This window comes from Streptomyces sp. S.PB5, from assembly GCF_030403745.1.
Taxonomy (GTDB): domain Bacteria; phylum Actinomycetota; class Actinomycetes; order Streptomycetales; family Streptomycetaceae; genus Streptomyces.
Map to the genome: position 1 here is coordinate 28,384 of NZ_JAQMWP010000039.1, position 16,091 is coordinate 44,474.

General features: G+C 71.4%; 17 protein-coding genes and 1 pseudogene. 5 read left to right on the forward strand and 13 right to left on the reverse strand.

Annotated features, from left to right (window positions below):
* The first annotated feature begins 32 nt into the window (after positions 1-32).
* Positions 33-473 (forward strand): OsmC family protein, encoded by a 441-nt coding sequence (locus PH203_RS48165; protein WP_289929168.1) that lies wholly within the window; start codon positions 33-35, stop codon positions 471-473.
* Positions 474-508: 35 nt separating this feature from the next.
* On the opposite strand, the gene PH203_RS48170 is transcribed toward PH203_RS48165, so the two are convergent.
* Both PH203_RS48170 and PH203_RS48175 read right to left on the reverse strand, forming a co-directional pair.
* On the reverse strand, positions 509-1,162 hold the full coding sequence (locus tag PH203_RS48170; RefSeq protein WP_289929198.1) for a DNA alkylation repair protein: 654 nt from the start codon (positions 1,160-1,162) through the stop codon (positions 509-511).
* Between the two features lie 123 nt (positions 1,163-1,285).
* Positions 1,286-1,927 carry an SMI1/KNR4 family protein gene (locus PH203_RS48175; RefSeq protein ID WP_289929169.1) on the reverse strand — a complete coding sequence of 214 codons (642 nt, stop codon included), beginning with the start codon at positions 1,925-1,927 and terminating at the stop codon, positions 1,286-1,288.
* A gap of 141 nt (positions 1,928-2,068) precedes the next feature.
* On the opposite strand from PH203_RS48175, the gene PH203_RS48180 reads away from it, so the two are divergent.
* Together PH203_RS48180 and PH203_RS48185 are read left to right on the forward strand one after the other, a co-directional pair.
* Positions 2,069-2,935, forward strand: coding sequence for an AraC family transcriptional regulator (locus PH203_RS48180; RefSeq protein WP_289929170.1), 867 nt, complete (start codon positions 2,069-2,071; stop codon positions 2,933-2,935).
* Between the two features lie 73 nt (positions 2,936-3,008).
* Positions 3,009-4,370: a hypothetical protein gene (locus PH203_RS48185; protein WP_289929171.1), complete on the forward strand. Its 1,362-nt coding sequence runs from the start codon at positions 3,009-3,011 to the stop codon at positions 4,368-4,370.
* A 29-nt stretch (positions 4,371-4,399) separates the two neighbouring features.
* Here PH203_RS48185 and PH203_RS48190 read toward each other — a convergent pair whose 3' ends face one another.
* The 3 genes from PH203_RS48190 to PH203_RS48200 all read right to left on the reverse strand — a co-directional run bounded on the left by PH203_RS48190 (position 4,400) and on the right by PH203_RS48200 (position 6,412).
* Complete coding sequence (locus PH203_RS48190) at positions 4,400-5,017, reverse strand: TOPRIM nucleotidyl transferase/hydrolase domain-containing protein (protein ID WP_289929173.1); 618 nt, start codon at positions 5,015-5,017, stop codon at positions 4,400-4,402.
* Between the two features lie 27 nt (positions 5,018-5,044).
* A complete protein-coding gene (locus PH203_RS48195; RefSeq protein WP_289929175.1) occupies positions 5,045-5,560 on the reverse strand; it encodes a GIY-YIG nuclease family protein in 516 nt (171 codons plus the stop codon).
* A 138-nt stretch (positions 5,561-5,698) separates the two neighbouring features.
* Positions 5,699-6,412 carry a VOC family protein gene (locus PH203_RS48200; protein ID WP_289929176.1) on the reverse strand — a complete coding sequence of 238 codons (714 nt, stop codon included), beginning with the start codon at positions 6,410-6,412 and terminating at the stop codon, positions 5,699-5,701.
* Positions 6,413-7,054: 642 nt separating this feature from the next.
* On the opposite strand from PH203_RS48200, the gene PH203_RS48205 reads away from it, so the two are divergent.
* Both PH203_RS48205 and PH203_RS48210 read left to right on the forward strand, forming a co-directional pair.
* On the forward strand, positions 7,055-7,354 hold the full coding sequence (locus PH203_RS48205; RefSeq protein WP_289929177.1) for a hypothetical protein: 300 nt from the start codon (positions 7,055-7,057) through the stop codon (positions 7,352-7,354).
* Positions 7,355-8,122: 768 nt separating this feature from the next.
* Positions 8,123-8,272, forward strand: coding sequence for a hypothetical protein (locus PH203_RS48210; protein ID WP_289929180.1), 150 nt, complete (start codon positions 8,123-8,125; stop codon positions 8,270-8,272).
* A 143-nt stretch (positions 8,273-8,415) separates the two neighbouring features.
* On the opposite strand, the gene PH203_RS48215 is transcribed toward PH203_RS48210, so the two are convergent.
* The 8 genes and pseudogenes from PH203_RS48215 to PH203_RS48250 all read right to left on the reverse strand — a co-directional run bounded on the left by PH203_RS48215 (position 8,416) and on the right by PH203_RS48250 (position 14,831).
* Positions 8,416-9,894 carry an ABC transporter permease gene (locus PH203_RS48215; RefSeq protein WP_289929181.1) on the reverse strand — a complete coding sequence of 493 codons (1,479 nt, stop codon included), beginning with the start codon at positions 9,892-9,894 and terminating at the stop codon, positions 8,416-8,418.
* Positions 9,891-10,598, reverse strand: coding sequence for an ABC transporter ATP-binding protein (locus tag PH203_RS48220; RefSeq protein ID WP_289929182.1), 708 nt, complete (start codon positions 10,596-10,598; stop codon positions 9,891-9,893). The genes PH203_RS48215 and PH203_RS48220 overlap by 4 nt, the downstream gene beginning before the upstream one ends.
* 220 nt (positions 10,599-10,818) lie before the next feature.
* Positions 10,819-11,508: an isoprenylcysteine carboxylmethyltransferase family protein gene (locus tag PH203_RS48225; RefSeq protein WP_289929183.1), complete on the reverse strand. Its 690-nt coding sequence runs from the start codon at positions 11,506-11,508 to the stop codon at positions 10,819-10,821.
* Positions 11,508-11,759, reverse strand: a complete 252-nt coding sequence (locus tag PH203_RS48230; protein WP_289929185.1) for a hypothetical protein — start codon at positions 11,757-11,759, stop codon at positions 11,508-11,510. Before PH203_RS48230 ends, PH203_RS48225 begins: the two co-directional genes overlap by 1 nt.
* Positions 11,760-11,819: 60 nt before the next feature.
* Entirely contained in the window at positions 11,820-12,086 is a 267-nt protein-coding gene (locus tag PH203_RS48235; protein WP_289929190.1) for a DUF2933 domain-containing protein, read from the reverse strand.
* Between the two features lie 419 nt (positions 12,087-12,505).
* Positions 12,506-12,768, reverse strand: a pseudogene (locus PH203_RS48240) (heavy metal-associated domain-containing protein); the annotation flags it as partial.
* 119 nt (positions 12,769-12,887) lie between these two features.
* Entirely contained in the window at positions 12,888-13,199 is a 312-nt protein-coding gene (locus PH203_RS48245) for a heavy-metal-associated domain-containing protein (protein WP_289929192.1), read from the reverse strand.
* Between the two features lie 741 nt (positions 13,200-13,940).
* Entirely contained in the window at positions 13,941-14,831 is an 891-nt protein-coding gene (locus PH203_RS48250; protein ID WP_289929193.1) for a DUF5134 domain-containing protein, read from the reverse strand.
* Between the last annotated feature and the right edge of the window lie 1,260 nt (positions 14,832-16,091).

The window sequence follows — 16,091 nt, forward strand, 5'->3', positions numbered from 1 at the left end:
TGCGATCCGGTCATACGTTTACTGTCGACCACATGACCGACGACTCCCTGCGCTCCGTCACCGTCGAGCGAACCAGCACCGGCCACTTCACCGCGACGAACTCCCGTGGCGGCACGATCAGTTTCGGCACCGGCTCCGATGCCGCCGGGGACACCGAGTTCACCCCGGTCGAGCTGCTGCTCGCCGCGCTCGGCGGCTGCACGGCGGTGGACGTCGACATCGCGACCAGCCGCCACGCGGAACCGGACGGGTTCTCCGTCACCGTGACCGGCAACAAGGTCGCCGACGAACTCGGCAACCGGCTGACAGACCTGGCGGTCACGTTCTCCGTCACCTTCCCCGACGGCGAAGGCGCGGACCGGGCGCGGGCGATCCTTCCGCGAGCGGTCAAGACCTCCCACGACCGACTCTGCACGGTCAGCCGCACGGTCGAGATCGGTACGCCGGTCACCGCGACGGTGGAGGACGTCTGACGGCGGGGCGTACTGGGACGTACGGGGGGGAGGACTCAGGTCGCCGTCCGGCCGGCCTGCCGACGCACCATCTCCTCGATCCAGACGGGTGCGAAGGGAGATGTGCAGCCCGGGGGAGTGGGGTAGTCCTTGAGCACCTGCAAGCGCTCACCCATCTCGACGGCACGCGTGCGGTGCTCGGCGTGTGTGATCCCGATCTGGGCGAGGCAGTGGTTCATCGCCCACTGCAGCCGATCCGGGGCGTCCTTCATCTCCGCCTCGATGACGTCGAGGAGCCCCGAGAGGTCGAGCCCCTCGGGCTTCTTCGCCACCCGTTCGGTGGTCAGTGCCCACCCGGCACTCGCCACCACGGGATCCGGATCGGCGCACCAGGCCAGGCGCAGCTCTTCGGCGTGCGGGCTCTTCTTCACGACGTAATTGACGAGCCAGTCGTGCACCTTGGGCGTCCGAGCCGCACGCAGCATGACATCCAGCTCGTCCCGCCCGAACGCCTTCGGGCGGCAGATCAACAGCGCCAGCAGCCTCGCCGAGGAGTCGCCGGTCTCCCAGAGCCGGCAGGCGAGGTCCTGCTGCGTCTTCAGCCGTTTGGCGAGCGCCCGCAGCTTCCCCAGGTTCACCCCGTGATCGTCCCCGTGCCTCTCGTTCACGGCCCGGACCTTCGGATCCTCGAGCCCGGCCAGCTCGGCCATCACCTCGGCCAACCCGGTCCCACTGGGCGTCGCTTCGGCCACCTCGGCCTCCTGTCCGTCATGCGCGGGAATCAGCCTACGAGGAACGCCGGCCCACTGCAGTACCCGACCGGTGCCCCACGGTCAGAGCGCCGCCGCCCACGGGTCGGCCCGCCACCCGGCCACCTCCCTGTCGAGCCAGGCCTCGACGGTCAGCCGCCACGGATCGTCGACCTCACTCCCGGCCACATCGGCCCACACGTCCTCGGCCGCCTCCCGGGTGACGAACAGATCGTCGAGATAGGAATCGAAGTCGTCGGAGACCTCGGTGAGGACTCCTTGCCGGAGCCGGCCGGGCCAGGCGATGCCGTGCACGAACGCATGAAGCCGGCCACAGGCCGCCGGATCGAGGTCCAGGAACAAGGTGTCGCCGCCACCGTTGCGGGCGATGGGCAACAGACCTGAGGGGCGGACATCGTCCCCGAGCCGCCACTCCTTGCACCGGCGGTACTCGCCGAGCAGAGTGCCGTGGCCGTACTCGCCGGAGCCGTCCCTGCCGAGCCGGTGGAGCTCGTCGAAGCTCTGCAGCGGTTCCGCCTCGCAGGCCGGCAGGCGGACCGTGTACGAGAGGCTCGCTCCGCCCGCCGCCTCCAGGAAGGACCGGTACGACGCCGGCAGGGGTGCCCCGGTCTCCTGTTCGAGAACTGCGAGCTCACCCGGCTCGAAAGGGGTGAACGGGCCGACGACCAACCGGCCCCGGTACCAGCGTGACCATTCCTCGGACATGATCGGATTCTCGCACCGGGTCCCGCACCCGCCCCAGGTCGGCCCGTCCCTCCCTACCCGACCCGATCGGGCACAGGATGTCGGGTCCCGGTGGGTGCCCGCTGCCTAGCGTGGTGATCGTAAACAGGAAGGGGACCGGGCGTGCTGGAACGACTCAATCAGGTCATGGAGCACATCGAGGGGCACCTCGACGGCGAGATCGACGTGGCGGGGCTGGCGCGTACCGCGGCGACCTCGGAGTACCACCTGCGGCGGATGTTCTCCGCGCTCGCGGGGATGCCGTTGTCGGAGTACATCCGGCGCAGGCGGCTGACCGTCGCGGGTGCCGAGGTGCTCGCGGGCCGTGAGTCGCTGCTGGAGATCGCGGTGCGGTTCGGCTACGGCTCGGGCGAGGCGTTCGCGCGGGCGTTCCGGGCCGTGCACGGCGTCGGGCCGGGGGAGGCCCGGCGCACGGGTGCCGCGCTCGTCTCCCAGCCCCGGTTGACCTTCCGTCTCACCATCGAAGGGAGCAGCAGCATGCGCTATCGCGTAGTGGACCGGCCGGAGTTCACCGTCGTGGGCCCCAAGGCCCGGGTGCCCTTGATCCACTCGGGTCCGAACCAGGCCATCATCGACTTCGTCCGCGGGATCGGCCGGGGCACCGTGGAGCAACTGGAGAAGCTGTCGGACCAGGAGCCCCACGGCATCGTCGCGGTCTGCGACGATCTGGACCCCAGCCGCGCCGAGGGCACCGAACTCGACTACTACCACGCGGTGATCACCTCCGCGCCGGCCCCCGAGGGCACGACCGCCCTGGCCGTCCCGGCCGGCACCTGGGCGGTCTTCACCGCCTCGGGCCCGGCTCCGCAGGCCATCCAGGAACTGTGGCGTGACGTGTTCACCGAGTGGTTCCCGGCCAACCCGTACCGCAGCCGACCCGGCCCGGAGATCCTGCGCACCCGGCTCTCGCCGGACGGGACCGAGGCCGACGCCGAGTTGTGGCTTCCGGTGGAGCGGGAGCAGCGGTGAGCACACGCGGCCACCGCGGCGGCAACGATTGCCGGGCAGGGCTGAGCTGAGCTGAGCCGTCTACGGTGGGCGCATGACGAGTCTGAAGCACCCACAGCTCTCCGGACTGGGGCGCAACCCGGCGGCTTCTGACGACATCCTGGTCCGGCTGGCCGTCCACGGGGCCGGCCGGCACGGGATGGCCCAGCGCCGTGAGCGGTTGGCGGACACCGTGGCCGAGGCGGTGCTGCGGCACGGCGGCGGCGACATCGTGGTGGCCCTGCGCCGGGACCGGGTCTCCCCTGCGATGCGCCGCCGGATCGCCGGGCATCCGGATCCGGCGATCCGCGAAGGGTTCGCAGACTTCGTCCGGACAACCGTCGACTTGGAAGTGCAGCTCCCCATCGACGACCTGGAAGAGGTCTACGGCCGCCCCCGTGCCGCACTGGCAGAGTCCTCGGACCCGAAGCTGCGCGCCGCGGTCGCCCAGTCGTGGCACGAACGGCCGGAGCCGGTGCAGACGGCGCTGCTCACCGACCCGGACCCGACCGTGCGGACAGCGGCCGCCCTGTACAAACAGCCCGGCGTTCCAGCTGAGTTGAGGGACCGCTGTCTCGCCGACCCAGCCGTGCGGACCCACGTCGCGCGTCACGTCCCGCTCACGTCGGCCCAGTTCGCCGAGCTGATGCGGGTGAAGGACGTGAAGCTCCACCGGGCCGTCGCCGCCAACCCGCATCTCTCCGCCGACATGGTCAACCGGCTCCTGCAGATCGCCGACCTGGACGTGCGGATCGCGTTGGCGATCAGCCGCCACCTCGACACCCCGACCCGCGACCGGCTGTTCGCGCTGGTGGAAGCCGAACGTGCCGAGGGAAGCGACGACGCCCGGATCGCGCTGACCTGGCGGCCGGGGGAACCGACCTGGTTGTGCGAACTCCCCCTCGGCGAGCGGCTGACCTGTCTGGACTCCCCGCACGCGGTGTTCCGGCGTGCCCTCGCCCGCTGCCCCGACCTTCCCGAGGAGGCATGGCGCCGCCTGGACGACGACCCGGATCTGTCGGTCCGGCGTATCGCCGCCCGCAGACCCGACGCACCATCAGAAGTCCTGGAAAAGCTGGTACGCGCCCACGGAGACGTCTTCCATCTCAAGCCACTGCACGTCGACCACCCCAACTTCCCCCGCCACGCCCTGCGCACCTTCGTCGACGAACCGGACCCGGACGTCCGCTACGTCGCCCTCCAGGACCCCCGGCTCCCGGTGCCGGCGCTGCACCGACTGGCCGGCGCCCCGGAGCCCTTCCTGCGCCGCGGGGTCGCCCGCCACCCCAACATCACGGACGCCCTGCTGGAGCGACTGCTCGTGGACCCGGACCCCAAGGTCGCCGACGCCGCCGCGGCCAACCCCGTGCTCGGCCCCGCCCGGATGGACCGCATCCTCACCGACGCCGGCCTGTGAGAGGGCGACCGAGCGGAGGACAGGCCTCGTCAGACGCTGCTGAGGAGATCGTCGAGCGGCGCGGGTACACGGTCCGGTTCGAGGGCCTCGACCAGGACACGGCCGTACTGGATCTTGCGCCCCTTCTTCGTGCCGAGGAAGCGCCGGAGCTGCTGCTGGGCGGTGCGGCCCTGCTGCGCGGGCTGGCGGAGGAAGGTCTGCAAGGGGCGCAGGTCGCCTTCCTCCCGGACGAGTTCCGCCACCCGGGCCACGCCCAGTGCGCGGATCAGCTCGTCCTCCAGGTCCGCCGCGCAGACGAAGAACCCCTCCTGCGGTGCACCGGCCCGCTCCAGGCCGCGGGTGTAGTAGGGGTGTTCCGCCTCGTCGCACAGTCCGGTCAGGCGAAGGCCGAGACCGGGTGGGCCGAGGAGCTGGGTGAAACGCCCGACGCTCATCGCGCCGCCCATCGGCATCACACAGACGCCCTCGGCCGCCAGATCACGGCTGCGGCTCGCGGCCAGCGCGTCGACCGCCGCGGCATCGCTCAGCCCTTCGAGCAGGACGGCCGTCCGTACGGAGAGCCGCTCGGCCAGCTCGCGTGCGGGGTCGCCGGGACCACCCGCCGCCCACTCGGTGACCGCCTGCCGGAACGCCCCCATGTCAGTCATGGGACGAGTCTCCGTCGTGCCAGGCCGTCACGGTAGCGAATTTCGACCATGGCGCCGTGGGGCCGCGGGGTCCTCGGCGAGCCGGATCTCCTGGGCGAGTCTCGCGACCCTCGCTCGCTTCGTGGTGATGGCCCGCGTCAACAGGCGCAGGTGGGTGGAGGATTCGGGGACGGTGGCCTCCAGCTCCTCCAACCGGCGCCGCTCGACGGCGAGTTGCACCCTCAGACGGGAGGCGGGATCGGGCGGCGGGGACGGGGCCGGGCCGTTGAAGACGACGTTGTGCCTGGGGCGTTCGGTGTGGACCGCGCGACGCTCGGCCGCCTCCGCGTCACCGGGGTACTCGATCCGGATGGCGATGACCTCCGACCCCCAGGGCTGGTCTCGCAAGTGGGTGCGAATACGGGTGAGGGGGCAGATCGTGATGCCCACGTAGAGCAGGCCCTCGGGTCCGTACAGGCGGTACAGGGCGGTGCGGCCCGCGGTGTGCAGGCCGCCCTCCTCGTCGAACAGGCTGCGCAGGAACTGTGTGTCGATGTCGGTCATGACGCGGCCCCCTTGTCACGGCGAGATCGACGCGAGCGGCGACGCAGGCTCGCCGCACGCCGCTCGTGCCGTCTCCACGGTGCCACGGGGGACTGACAGTGCGGCCGGGCCGCCGTCCGTCAGCGGCAGCCGGCGTCGTCACCGGGGTGTCAGTACGGTGAACTCGTTGCCGTCGGGATCGAGCATCAGTACCTGACCGGCGTCGCCCTGCCCGGCGTGTGTCGCCCCGAGGGAGAGCAGACGGTCGATCTCCGCCCGCAGGTCGGCGCCGGGGGGTGGAGTGAGGTCGAACTGCTGCCGGTTCCTGCCCTTCTTCGGCGCCACCGGCGGTCCGCCCCATGTGATCTTCGTGCCTCCGTGCGGCGACTGGATGGCGGTCTCCTCGTCCTGGTCCCAGACCAGTGGCCACTCCAGCGCCCGGCTCCAGAAGTAGCCGACCTCCTGTGAACCGTCGCAGGCCAGTGCTCCGAGGAATCCACAGTCGGCGAGGAACTTGTTGCCCGGCTCGATGACACAGAACTCGTTGCCGTCGGGGTCGGCGAGCACCACGTGATCGACCTCGCCCTGGCCGATGTCGAGGTGCCGGCCGCCGAGCGCCAACGCCCGCTCCACCGTCCGCTGCTGCTCCTCGAGCGTGGCGCTCGTCAGATCGAAGTGCATGCGGTTCGGGCCGGACTTGGGGTCCTCGGTCGGAACGAAACGGAGCCGGAACCCGGCGTCGTCACCGGGCACGAGCTGGACGCCGTCCCGGGGATCGTCCACCAATTCCCAGCCCAGGACCCCGGACCAGAACCGCGCGAGGCGCAGCGGCTCGCTCGCGCCGAAGCAGATTGCGAACAGTCGAGAAGTCATGGCCCCGTACATCTCCGATCAGCTGACCGCCTGCTGCCGACAGGGCGCCGTGCGGGCCCTCGCGGAAGCCTAGGCGGGCGCCGGCCGGGCCCGCATCCGAGTATTCGGGCCCGGGGGCGGCGTCCACCCCCTCGGCGTCGGCGGGGCCGTGTCCGGATTCCGGCTCCGTGGAGTGTGGGCCGGTGGTCGGATGACCGGTCGCGTCGCAGACCGCCACCGCCTGGCATTCCTACCCTCAACGCTGCCGTCACCCCACATGTATGACCGCGTAGGCGTAGGTTTCGCCCGGGCCCGGAGGCCGGCGCCAGGGCCTGGTGCGGCAGCTGTGCAGACGTCCCTCCTTGAGGGCGAACCGCGGCGGCCGTATCTGAATGCGCTCGCACCTCGACTGGCTGCTTGCCCAGTCCGACCGGGTCCTCGGCCGCTTCTCCACCGCCATCGCCCGCGTCCGCGACACCCCCTGGATACGGCACGCCTTCCACGACGTGATCGGCATGGCCGTCACCTTCGAGGTCCTCGCCGGACTGCGCACCTCGCGCCTCCGAGCCGAACGCGCCGCCCAACTGCCCGGCGGGGCCCGCACGGTGCGTCAGACCTACGCCGTCGTGGTCACCGGAGGCAGCCTTCGCCAAGGGTGCCCGGATGAACAGCGGGGAGCCCGTGGTCTACGCACTGGACGCACCGTTCACGCCCCCACCGCCGACCCCGATGGCCCAGCCGCCCGCTCAGCAGCACCGGGACGGACCTCGCCCGGTCGTCACCGAGGGCCTGGACGGCCAGGCAATCGCCGAACAGCTGCACATCGACCCCGGATCCGTCACAGAACGCATCGAGGACGTTCTCACCACCCTCGGACTCGCCGACCGTGCCGGGTTGTCCTCCTGGACCGACCGATACCGGTCCCCCGGCACCGGCCAGCCCGTCGCGCCCCGGCCGAACTGAAGCGGCCGCGAGATACCGAACTCTCGCAGCGTCCCATCGCGCAGGTCAGCGGCCGCCGCCTCCGGGCGGTGGCCGAGAGGCTCTCTTCCCGACCGGCGCGGACATCTTCTACGCTTCGGGCAGCGAGCGGAAGCTGCGCCACCGGCCGGTCCGCGCCCCGTACCCGCCCCCAGTCCCCGGGCCTGAAGAGTCAACCGAGCCCGCAGGGAAACCGGAGCCCGCATCCCGCGAACGGTCCGCGGCCCCGGTCCCTCGTCCTCACAGCCCATGGGCGAACTCCCGCACGCCCAACAGGTCGTGAGGACGATCCCGCGCGAGGTCTCGCGCCAAGGGAAGACGCGAGCACTCGCGCAGGCGGCCGCCGCCGTCGCCGACGACAGGGCGGCGGCCGCCACATTCCATGGTTCCCGGGCGCCCGCGTCAACCACCCGCCTCCGCAACCGATGCACGGCACATCCGGACGGTGCCCGCACCTCCTTCACATTTCGGGCACGGCCCCGAGCAGCCGATGGCCTCCCGCAAACGACCAGTGGGGCCGTGCGGAGTGCCTGCGGTGACAGGCGCGCGGTCCTCGGGCAGTGAAGCCGCACCACGCCGTTCTCTGGACCGTTTCGCGACCGGGGGGAGATCAGGATGAGCATCTCGACGCACGCGGCCGGGGTGAAGAAGAACGCGCGGAAGGTCGGCCGGTGAGCAGGGCGGCGGGCCGGTCGGCGGCCGGTTCGCGGTAACAGGACACGGCGCGGATGAGCAGGAAGACCGGTGTACATGGCCAGGAGCAAGGACAGGGGCGGCCGGGCCCATCACCTCGGCCCGGGTTCCACCGTGGCGAACCTGTTCTCCACCCACCCCGCCCTGGAGCGCCGTCTCGATCAACTGGGGAAGAGCTCCACCGAGCCGGGCCGCCCGGCCCCATGACCCCGGAGCGCACGTCACCGACGTGGTTGCAACGGCAGTACGAGGGTGAAACTCGCGCCCCGCCCTCGCCCCGGCGAGGACGCCGTGACGCCCCCGTCGTGCCCGGCGCTCGTACGAAGCCTCCGCGAAGGCGGGCCGGAACCTCATACGGCCGTGGTGCGCACGGCGTGGCGGAACAGCAGCGCGGCCGCGATCGTGAGGCCCGCGAGCCAGGCGAGGGCGATGAGCAGCGGGCCGGTCTCGTCGAAGGACCCGGTGAGCGCGGCGTCGTACAGGACCCGGGAGGCGCCGTAGCCGGGCAGGGTCCGTCCCACGCCGGACACCTCGGAGTTGAGCATGGGGCTCTGCTCGATGCCGATGTCGAGGAACGGCACCAGGAAGGCGACGAACACCCCGCCGACCCGCCCGACGAACGAGCCGATCAGCACGCCGATCAGACCGTAGGTGAGGCCCATCAAGAGGTTGGCGAGGAGGTAGAGGCCCCACTGGCGGGGGTCGAACAGGGCCGCCGTGACGGCGAGGGAAGCCGCGGTCGCGACCAGTGCACCCAGGGCGACGACGGACAGCCGAGCCGTGAGCAGGCTGCGGACGCGCAGGCCGGCCAGGAAGAGCCGCTGGTCGCCGGAGCGCGCCTGAAGGGCGGTGAACAGCCCTACGAGCGCGGCCAGCGTGGCGATGGAGACCGGGGCCATGAAGCCGGGATGGGCGTCGGGGAACCAGAACCGCACCACGGCCCGGCGGCCGTTCTCGGTGAGCACCATGGACTGGTACTCGTCCGGGGTGCTGACCGCGGCGAGCAGGATGAAGGCGGTCGGTACGGCGATCAGCAGCGCCCACAGCACGCGGTTGCGACCTGCCTCGCGCAGCCCCATCCGCAGGGCGGTGGCGAGTTGGCCCGCCGGGCGGCGCGGTCGTGCGGCGCGGCTGGTGGCCGCGACGACCGCCCAGCTGACGGCGAGCGCGGCGACGGTCCACACGAGCGCCCAGCCGAGGTCACCGATACGGCCACCGTGGCGGGACGGCAGATCCATCATCCACAGCGCCGCGAAGTGCGTCGGCAGGGGACGCGTCACCACCCGGTCCGCGGCGCCGAACGCCGGACCGAAGAAGACGTCCAGGATCCATACGAAGAAGACGAGGACGGTGCCGTTGACCGGCTCCGGCACGAGGGCGCCGATCAACGCCCCGATGCCCAGGTAGATCACCGCGAACATCAGGGTCCCCGCGATGGTCCGCCCCGGCACGCTGATACCGGTGCGGGCCGCCAGGGTCACCAGGGCCGCAGCGGTCGCGGTGACGGCGAGCGCGAGCCCGGTGGCGAGCCGGGCGGCGACCAGCCGTACGGAAGCCAGTCCCGCCAGCACCAGGCGGCGGTCGGTGGCGCGGGCGGAGCGTACCTGGAAGTACATGGCGATGGCCGAGACGAAGGCCGCGGCCCACCCGGCGGTGGCCGTCTCCACAGCCACCCCGCCCTGTCCGCCGAGCAGTTCGGCGGCGTCCGCGATCTTCTGCGCGGCGACGGCCACGAACACGACCGGCACGACGACCAGCATCGACACGGTGACCCGATTGCGCGCCGTCTCACTGACATAGCGGCGTACGAGCAGCCCGGTGGTGGTCATGACGCCACGGCCTTCTCGTCGCGTGGCCGCGCCTTGCCGTCCCGCAGTTGCACGATGCGGTCGAAACGCTCCTCGTCGGTGACGAAGTGACTGATGATCAGCACCGACCGGCCGGCCTGCCTCCGCTGCCCGACGAGGTCCCAGAACTTCAGGTAGGTGTCGAAGTCGAAGCCCGCGTACGGCTCGTCCAGCAGCAGTACGTCGGGATCGGCCAGGAGCGCGAGGCCGAGGTTGAGCTTGGACAGGGTGCCGCCGGACAGCTGGTCGGTGCGGGTGGCGGCGTACCGCTCGAAACCGAGCGACTCGTAGATCGCCCGGCGGGCGTGCCGCTCGGCCTCGGGGGTCATCCCGTAGGCGCGGCCGAACAGTTCGAAGTGTTCGTCGCAGGTGAGGCGTTCGTAGACGACGGGCTCCTGGGGGCAGTAGCCGAGCCGGCCGTCGTACGACACGGTGCCGGCGTCCGGCCGCAGCGCCCCCACGAGGATCTTCATCAGGGTGCTCTTGCCGGAGCCGTTCTCTCCGACCAGACCCACGACCTCACCGGGGGCCAGCGACAGATCCGCGCCCTGCAGCACGTGAAGGCTGTGCCGGGTGGGCCAGACGCCGCGTCGGTAGGCCTTCTCGATGCCGGTGGCGGTCAGGACGTGCCGTGGGTGCCGTGTCGGCGGTGCGTGGGTGATGGACGCGGATGCGGTGGAGCTCATGACTCCCTCCTCGGATTCCCGGACGTGCCTCTCTGACAGTGGCCGACGACGTGCGGGACGGGAGGTCGCGCAGCGTGTCGGCGGCAGCGTGTACCAGCGCCGCGGCGGTGTGGCCGACGCCCGACAGACCTCTGGCAACGGCAGGGGAGGCGGTAGTCGCACAGCCCGACGACAGGTGGCTGCGGACCGATCAGGGACCGGACGAGGGCGATCACGTCCCTCACCCCCGTGCGGTGGTGCGGCGCTGGTGCCGTGCCGGCGGGCCACCGTGCGGCGCGGGCGGACGGGTGTGCCACCTGGGCCAGAACCTGGGGGTGCGGGCGGCGTACGCGTCCCAGCCGGTGCCGAACTTCTTCGCGACCTCGCGCTCCTCGCTGCGGGCCAGCCGTGCGTAGACGTACACCAGGACCGGGAACATGATCAGGGTGGGGATGGTCGGCCACTGCAGCAGGAACCCGATCATGATGAGCAGGAAGCCGTCGTACTGCGGGTGGCGCACATATGCGTACGGGCCCGTGGTCGCCAGGCGGTCGTGCTGGGCGGCGTCGTGCAGCACCCGCCATGCGACGGCGATCAGCCAGAAGCCGACGCCGATGCCGACATAGCTGGCCAGGTGGAAGGGGCTCAGATGCGGGTCGCCCTGCCAGTTGGTCAGGTCGTTCCACAGGTGGCCGCCGGCGTGGGTGTCCTCCAGCAGCGGGAACCGGGAGCCGAGCCAGCTGCCCAGCAGGTAGACGGTCAGCGGGGTGCCGTACATCTCGGTGAACAGCGCCACCATGAACGCGCTGTAGGCGCCCATCGCCCGCCAGTCCCGCTTGCTCCTGGGGTGGAAGAAGCTCGCGGCGAAGACGATGAACAGCAGGGTGTTGAGCACCACCAGCGGCCACAGGCCGTATGCGGCGTCAGCCATCACGTCCTCCTCGGGGTGCGCTCGCCGAGGGCGAGGCCGTGCATCCTCGTGCGGTAGGCGGCCGCGTCGATCCGGCCGTGGAGCCGCAGCCCGACGAGCCATATCTCGGCAGTCTCCAAGGCGGCCCGACGGCCCCTGAGCCGGGCGAGCGGCGGAAGGCGGCTCTCGCCCGGCGTCACCAGCCGGGCGATGTCATAGACCAGGGCGGCCAGGATCAGCGAGCCGATCAGTGCCGCCACCACGGCGGTCATGGCGCTTCCCGCACCGCTGCCGCCGCATGGTGGCAGGACCCGCGGAGGCCCGGTCCCGCGCTATGACCGGCCATGGCCGTAGGGGTGCCGGTGATCGTGCTTGTGCAGCCGATCGCGGTCCCGGTCGGTGGATTCGTCCGTGCGGTCGTGCCCACCGTGCATGCCCCCGCCGTGCATGCCGCGCATCATGAACATCATCATCAGCGGGCAGGCGGCCAGGGCGGCCAGCAGGACGAGGGTCCCGATGGGCACCCCAAGGGCCACGAGCCCGACGATCCCGATCGCCGCGGCGAGTGCGTAGAGCGGACGTTTGCCGTCGTTGGTCATGACGAGGCCTCCTCGGCTGCGTCACCCATACCTCCACCCGGTATGGGTGGTCTTTTTCCAGGCTGAACTTGTCGTGCATCGTCCGGCAGGGGCTGAGCGTGCCGAGGGCAGGGCCGCAGGTCCTTTGCCGGCAGGGCCGGACGGCCCCGCGCGCCTCACCGCCTCTGTCGCCCGGTCGATGCGGGCTTCTTCACCGTGACCCCGGCGCCCCGCGAGTCCTATGGAACTAAGGTCCTTAGTGGAGGGTCGAACGGCCCTGTGCGACGGCGGAGGCCAGGTACGGCAGGCCCCTACGTGGTGGGGGTATCCGCAGCCAGGATGGAAACCGCGCCTCGTACCTGCGGGACCCGGGATGACAGCAGTTCACCGTCCGCGGCGGGAGCGGCCTCGGGCTCGCTCGCCTCAGCCGTGGCGACCACGGGCGGCGGCTCCTCGGCGGTGTAGCCGGCCCTCTCCACGGTGGCGATGAGGTCGGCGACCGCGATTCTGCCCGGTACGACACCTTCACCTTCTCGGTGGCGTAGTGGGGCGGTGGCGCGGTGGCGTCGTCCGTGCGGTTGAGCTTCTTCTCGATGCGGGCCGCGCACGAGGCGCAGGTCATGCCGCCGACGGAGAGCTCGACCGCAAAGGAGGGCGCGGGTGCTGCGCCGGGGACTGCCGCCTCGAGGGCCGTGCTGGTCATGTACGTGTTTCCAGGGGCAGGCCGGGACGCACGGCGTCCGTGTCGGCGGAGCGGTACGTCCCGGCGCCGGAGGAATGCGCGAACGCGCGTGTCCGGGACTGCGGGCCCGGACCGAGCCGTCAGACGCGGCCGACGAGCTCGTAACCCGCCTCGTCGACGGCGGCGCGGACGGCCTCCACGTCGAGCGGGGCGGCGGAGGTGACGGTCACCTCTCCGGTTTTGGCGACGGCGGTGACCGCGGTGACGCCGTCCAGCGCGGAGATCTCCTGAGAGACCGCGCCCTCGCAGTGGCCGCAGGTCATGCCGGACACCTTGTAGACGGTGATGGTGGCGCCGGTGCCCTGGATCTGGACGTCGGACGTGGTGCCCGAGCCGCAGGAGCCGCCGGAGCCGCAGCAGGAGCCCGTGCTGGTGTTCGTCTCGGTGGTCATGGCTTCCTCCTCAGGTCTGGGTGCGTGGGGTCGCTGCGCCGGGAGGGGCATGGCTGCCTTGTCCACCCGGCCGGTGATGACGCTATACCCCCTAGGGGTATCCTGTCACCTGTGGTGCTGCCCACACGATCCGCTTGAAGTGGACCTTGCTCGCCGGCTTGCGCCATTCACATCGCGACCTGCGGCGACGGATTCGGCGGTCCCGAGACGCGACCGGCCGCGGGGTGCGGTCGCAGGGCACAGTCAGAGGGCCGATCGTGACCTCGCTTCCCTGCTCGGGCACGGAGAGCGGGGGCCCGCGTCGGCTCGGCCGGCGATCAGAGTGCCGGTCATGTCCGGGTGGAAGGTGCAGACGACCTCGTACTCGCCCGGCTCGGTCGGGGCGGTGAACATCCCGGACTTTCCGCCCGAGATGCTGCCGGTGCCGGACCACGGTGCCCTTCCCGCCCGGCCCCGCCTCCGGATTCGCCGGGCTGGGGGAGTGCGAGGCGGAATCGTCCTCCCCGCCGGAACGGGCGGTCGCCAACAGCGGAACCACGGCTGCTCCGAGCGCCGACAAAACGGCACGCCTGCGGGTGTGCGAAGGCGACATGGGACTGGACCCGCCGGACCGGAGCCTCTTGCGGAGGCATTGACATCAGCGGCTGCCGCCGCGGGCCCCCGGAGCCCCAGCAGAAAGCAGGTCCGCCGGGGTCCCGGCGCGGATATCGCGTGGCAAACCTGAGTAAAGCCCGGCGCCGCTCACGCGACCATCATCAGCAGCATCGCCGACATGGTCCCGCCCATTCCGACGTGGGCCGCCAGCGCCGCGTCGGGCGCGGCCCCGAGTTTGCGGCGCCGGCCGTGACCCGACCGCTGGGCCGTCCTGGTCCTGTCCCACACCGAGAGCGTCAGTGACGCGAGGAAGACGACCACCGTGTCGGGCATGGCGAGCAGCCAGCGGCCCGCACCCCGTGAGCCGCTCCGCCGGCCGCGCGGGCCGGTGCCGCGGACCCTCGCCCACATGGAGGCGCCGATCGAGAGCAGGAAGTACACGGCGAGTATCGCGATCACCCACCGCCACAAGGCACCGGATCCCCCTGAGGACCCCGCGTCGGCCGCGGCGTTCGCCATACCCGGCATGTCCATCCCGCCGTGCGCGGAGCCCATGCCGTCCATGGACTCCATCCCCGCCATGGAGTCCATTCCGGCCATCTGATGTGTCCCCGTCGTGCTCGCCGCGCTCTCCATGCCAGGCATACCCGCCATTGAGTGCCCACCGCCGAGGGCGAGCACCGGTCCGGACGATGTGCTCGTCATGGCGAGCGTCATGACCACCATGCCGAGGCTGCCGACGATGAGGTGCACCCAGTGACGGCCGTGCTTCCACCCGCACGCGCGCGTGTGCTTGACGGCCATCGCCACCGCTCCGAGCCCGAGAAGGCTGAACGCCACCGACCACCACATGCCGTAGCCCGCGTACCAGCCGACCGTCGCCGGGAGTGCCATGGCGGCCATGCACAGGCCCATCAGCAGGTCGCCGACCGCCGCGAACCGGGTCTCACCGCCAGTGGTCGCCACCCGGACCGCGCTGACGGCGGCCACCAGGGCAGCGACCAGTGCGATGGCCCAACTGACCGTCAGAGTTCCCATGTCACCTTCCACATCGTCAGGGCACAGCGGGTTCGCACAGCCGGCGCCGCCGTGTCGTACGAGCGCCACGGAACAGCCGCGCGGTCTTTGACTGCTAGTGCCCTTAGTACGTTGCTGGGGTGGAGGGTGTTCAAGCGACCGGCGGGGGAGTGGCTCCGTGGTCTTCCTGGCGGGGCGTGGGAACGCCCGTTCCCTCCGGCGACCGGCTCATCCCCTGGGGCAGGGGTGCGCGGTGCCCGGAGCGGGTGACGGCGAGCAGGACCGGCGCCGAGCCCGTACAGCGCGACGGTGACGGCCGTCCGGCCCGAGCCTTCCCTCTGTGGGTCGGAGGCACGTGGAGCCGCCGGGCCTCGACCGGAGTCCGACTCCCTGCGCTCGGGAACCGCGGCGACGCCGATCCGCGAGTCCCGGGCTGCAGTCGTCGGTGCTGATGACGACGCCCTCCGCCTCGTGGTCAGGAACGTGTCCCCGGCGGGGTCCACCGCGAGGTCGAGGACCGCCGGCGCCGCCCGGCCCTCCCAGGTCTTCAGGTCGGTGCCGACCTGGAGCCAGCCGCCTTCGTAGCCGTGGACCGTGCCCTTGGCCGAGTCGAAGGGATGGAAGCCGGCCTGTCCCGACAGCGACCGGGACGTCCAGGTGCGGCCCGCGTCCGAGGTCTCGATCAGGCCGACATCGCCAGGGGACCGCTGCCCGGGGCCCGTGCCCACTGGCGGCGAAGGTGTCCCCGTCGGTCACGGTGAAGCCCATGAAGTCGTTCCGGCGGTCGCCGACGAGGCCGACGCGGCGGGCGCCCGGCCGTGTCCGGTGCCCCGCCCCCGCAGGCGGCGAGGGCCAGGGCGGCGATCGAGGCGCCCGCGACGGCGAGCGGGGTACGGCGGGCGGGACGTCGGGTCGTTGGAGTTCCTGAAGTTCCAAGAGTGGTGCCGGCTGTGGGTTCCGATCTGGTTTGTCGACTGGCGCCGCGATGACCTGCGGTCTTGCGTGATTGTCTTGACGATCTGTCGGTGCGTTTGTCCAGCCGGGCTGTCGGTTTCTTCGGGCTGGATGCGGGCTCGGGCGGATCTGCCCGAGCCCGCAGGGCTCGTGGAGTGGCTTCGACAACGTGAGGTGACCCAGTTCGGCAGCGGGTTCCGGTCCCACTTGGCGATCTTTCGGGCATGATCTGCAAGGTTGCGTCCAGGGAAGTGGTGTACGGGTTCGACCTGATCCGGGGGTTTGCTCCGGCATCGGGATGGTGCCCGCATAGTTGAACGGCCACCG

Bases quoted from the DNA above. Each gene is read 5' to 3' on its own strand.
- PH203_RS48230 (WP_289929185.1), bottom strand. From the start codon at position 11,759: ATGACCGCCGTGGTGGCGGCACTGATCGGCTCGCTGATCCTGGCCGCC.
- PH203_RS48210 (WP_289929180.1), top strand. From the start codon at position 8,123: ATGGCCAGGAGCAAGGACAGGGGCGGCCGGGCCCATCACCTCGGCCCG.
- PH203_RS48165 (WP_289929168.1), top strand. From the start codon at position 33: ATGACCGACGACTCCCTGCGCTCCGTCACCGTCGAGCGAACCAGCACC.
- PH203_RS48190 (WP_289929173.1), bottom strand. From the start codon at position 5,017: ATGACTGACATGGGGGCGTTCCGGCAGGCGGTCACCGAGTGGGCGGCG.
- PH203_RS48205 (WP_289929177.1), top strand. From the start codon at position 7,055: ATGAACAGCGGGGAGCCCGTGGTCTACGCACTGGACGCACCGTTCACG.
- PH203_RS48170 (WP_289929198.1), bottom strand. From the start codon at position 1,162: ATGGCCGAGCTGGCCGGGCTCGAGGATCCGAAGGTCCGGGCCGTGAAC.
- PH203_RS48235 (WP_289929190.1), bottom strand. From the start codon at position 12,086: ATGACCAACGACGGCAAACGTCCGCTCTACGCACTCGCCGCGGCGATC.
- PH203_RS48245 (WP_289929192.1), bottom strand. From the start codon at position 13,199: ATGACCACCGAGACGAACACCAGCACGGGCTCCTGCTGCGGCTCCGGC.
- PH203_RS48215 (WP_289929181.1), bottom strand. From the start codon at position 9,894: ATGACCACCACCGGGCTGCTCGTACGCCGCTATGTCAGTGAGACGGCG.
- PH203_RS48200 (WP_289929176.1), bottom strand. From the start codon at position 6,412: ATGACTTCTCGACTGTTCGCAATCTGCTTCGGCGCGAGCGAGCCGCTG.
- PH203_RS48220 (WP_289929182.1), bottom strand. From the start codon at position 10,598: ATGAGCTCCACCGCATCCGCGTCCATCACCCACGCACCGCCGACACGG.
- PH203_RS48225 (WP_289929183.1), bottom strand. From the start codon at position 11,508: ATGGCTGACGCCGCATACGGCCTGTGGCCGCTGGTGGTGCTCAACACC.
- PH203_RS48185 (WP_289929171.1), top strand. From the start codon at position 3,009: ATGACGAGTCTGAAGCACCCACAGCTCTCCGGACTGGGGCGCAACCCG.
- PH203_RS48195 (WP_289929175.1), bottom strand. From the start codon at position 5,560: ATGACCGACATCGACACACAGTTCCTGCGCAGCCTGTTCGACGAGGAG.
- PH203_RS48175 (WP_289929169.1), bottom strand. From the start codon at position 1,927: ATGTCCGAGGAATGGTCACGCTGGTACCGGGGCCGGTTGGTCGTCGGC.
- PH203_RS48250 (WP_289929193.1), bottom strand. From the start codon at position 14,831: ATGGGAACTCTGACGGTCAGTTGGGCCATCGCACTGGTCGCTGCCCTG.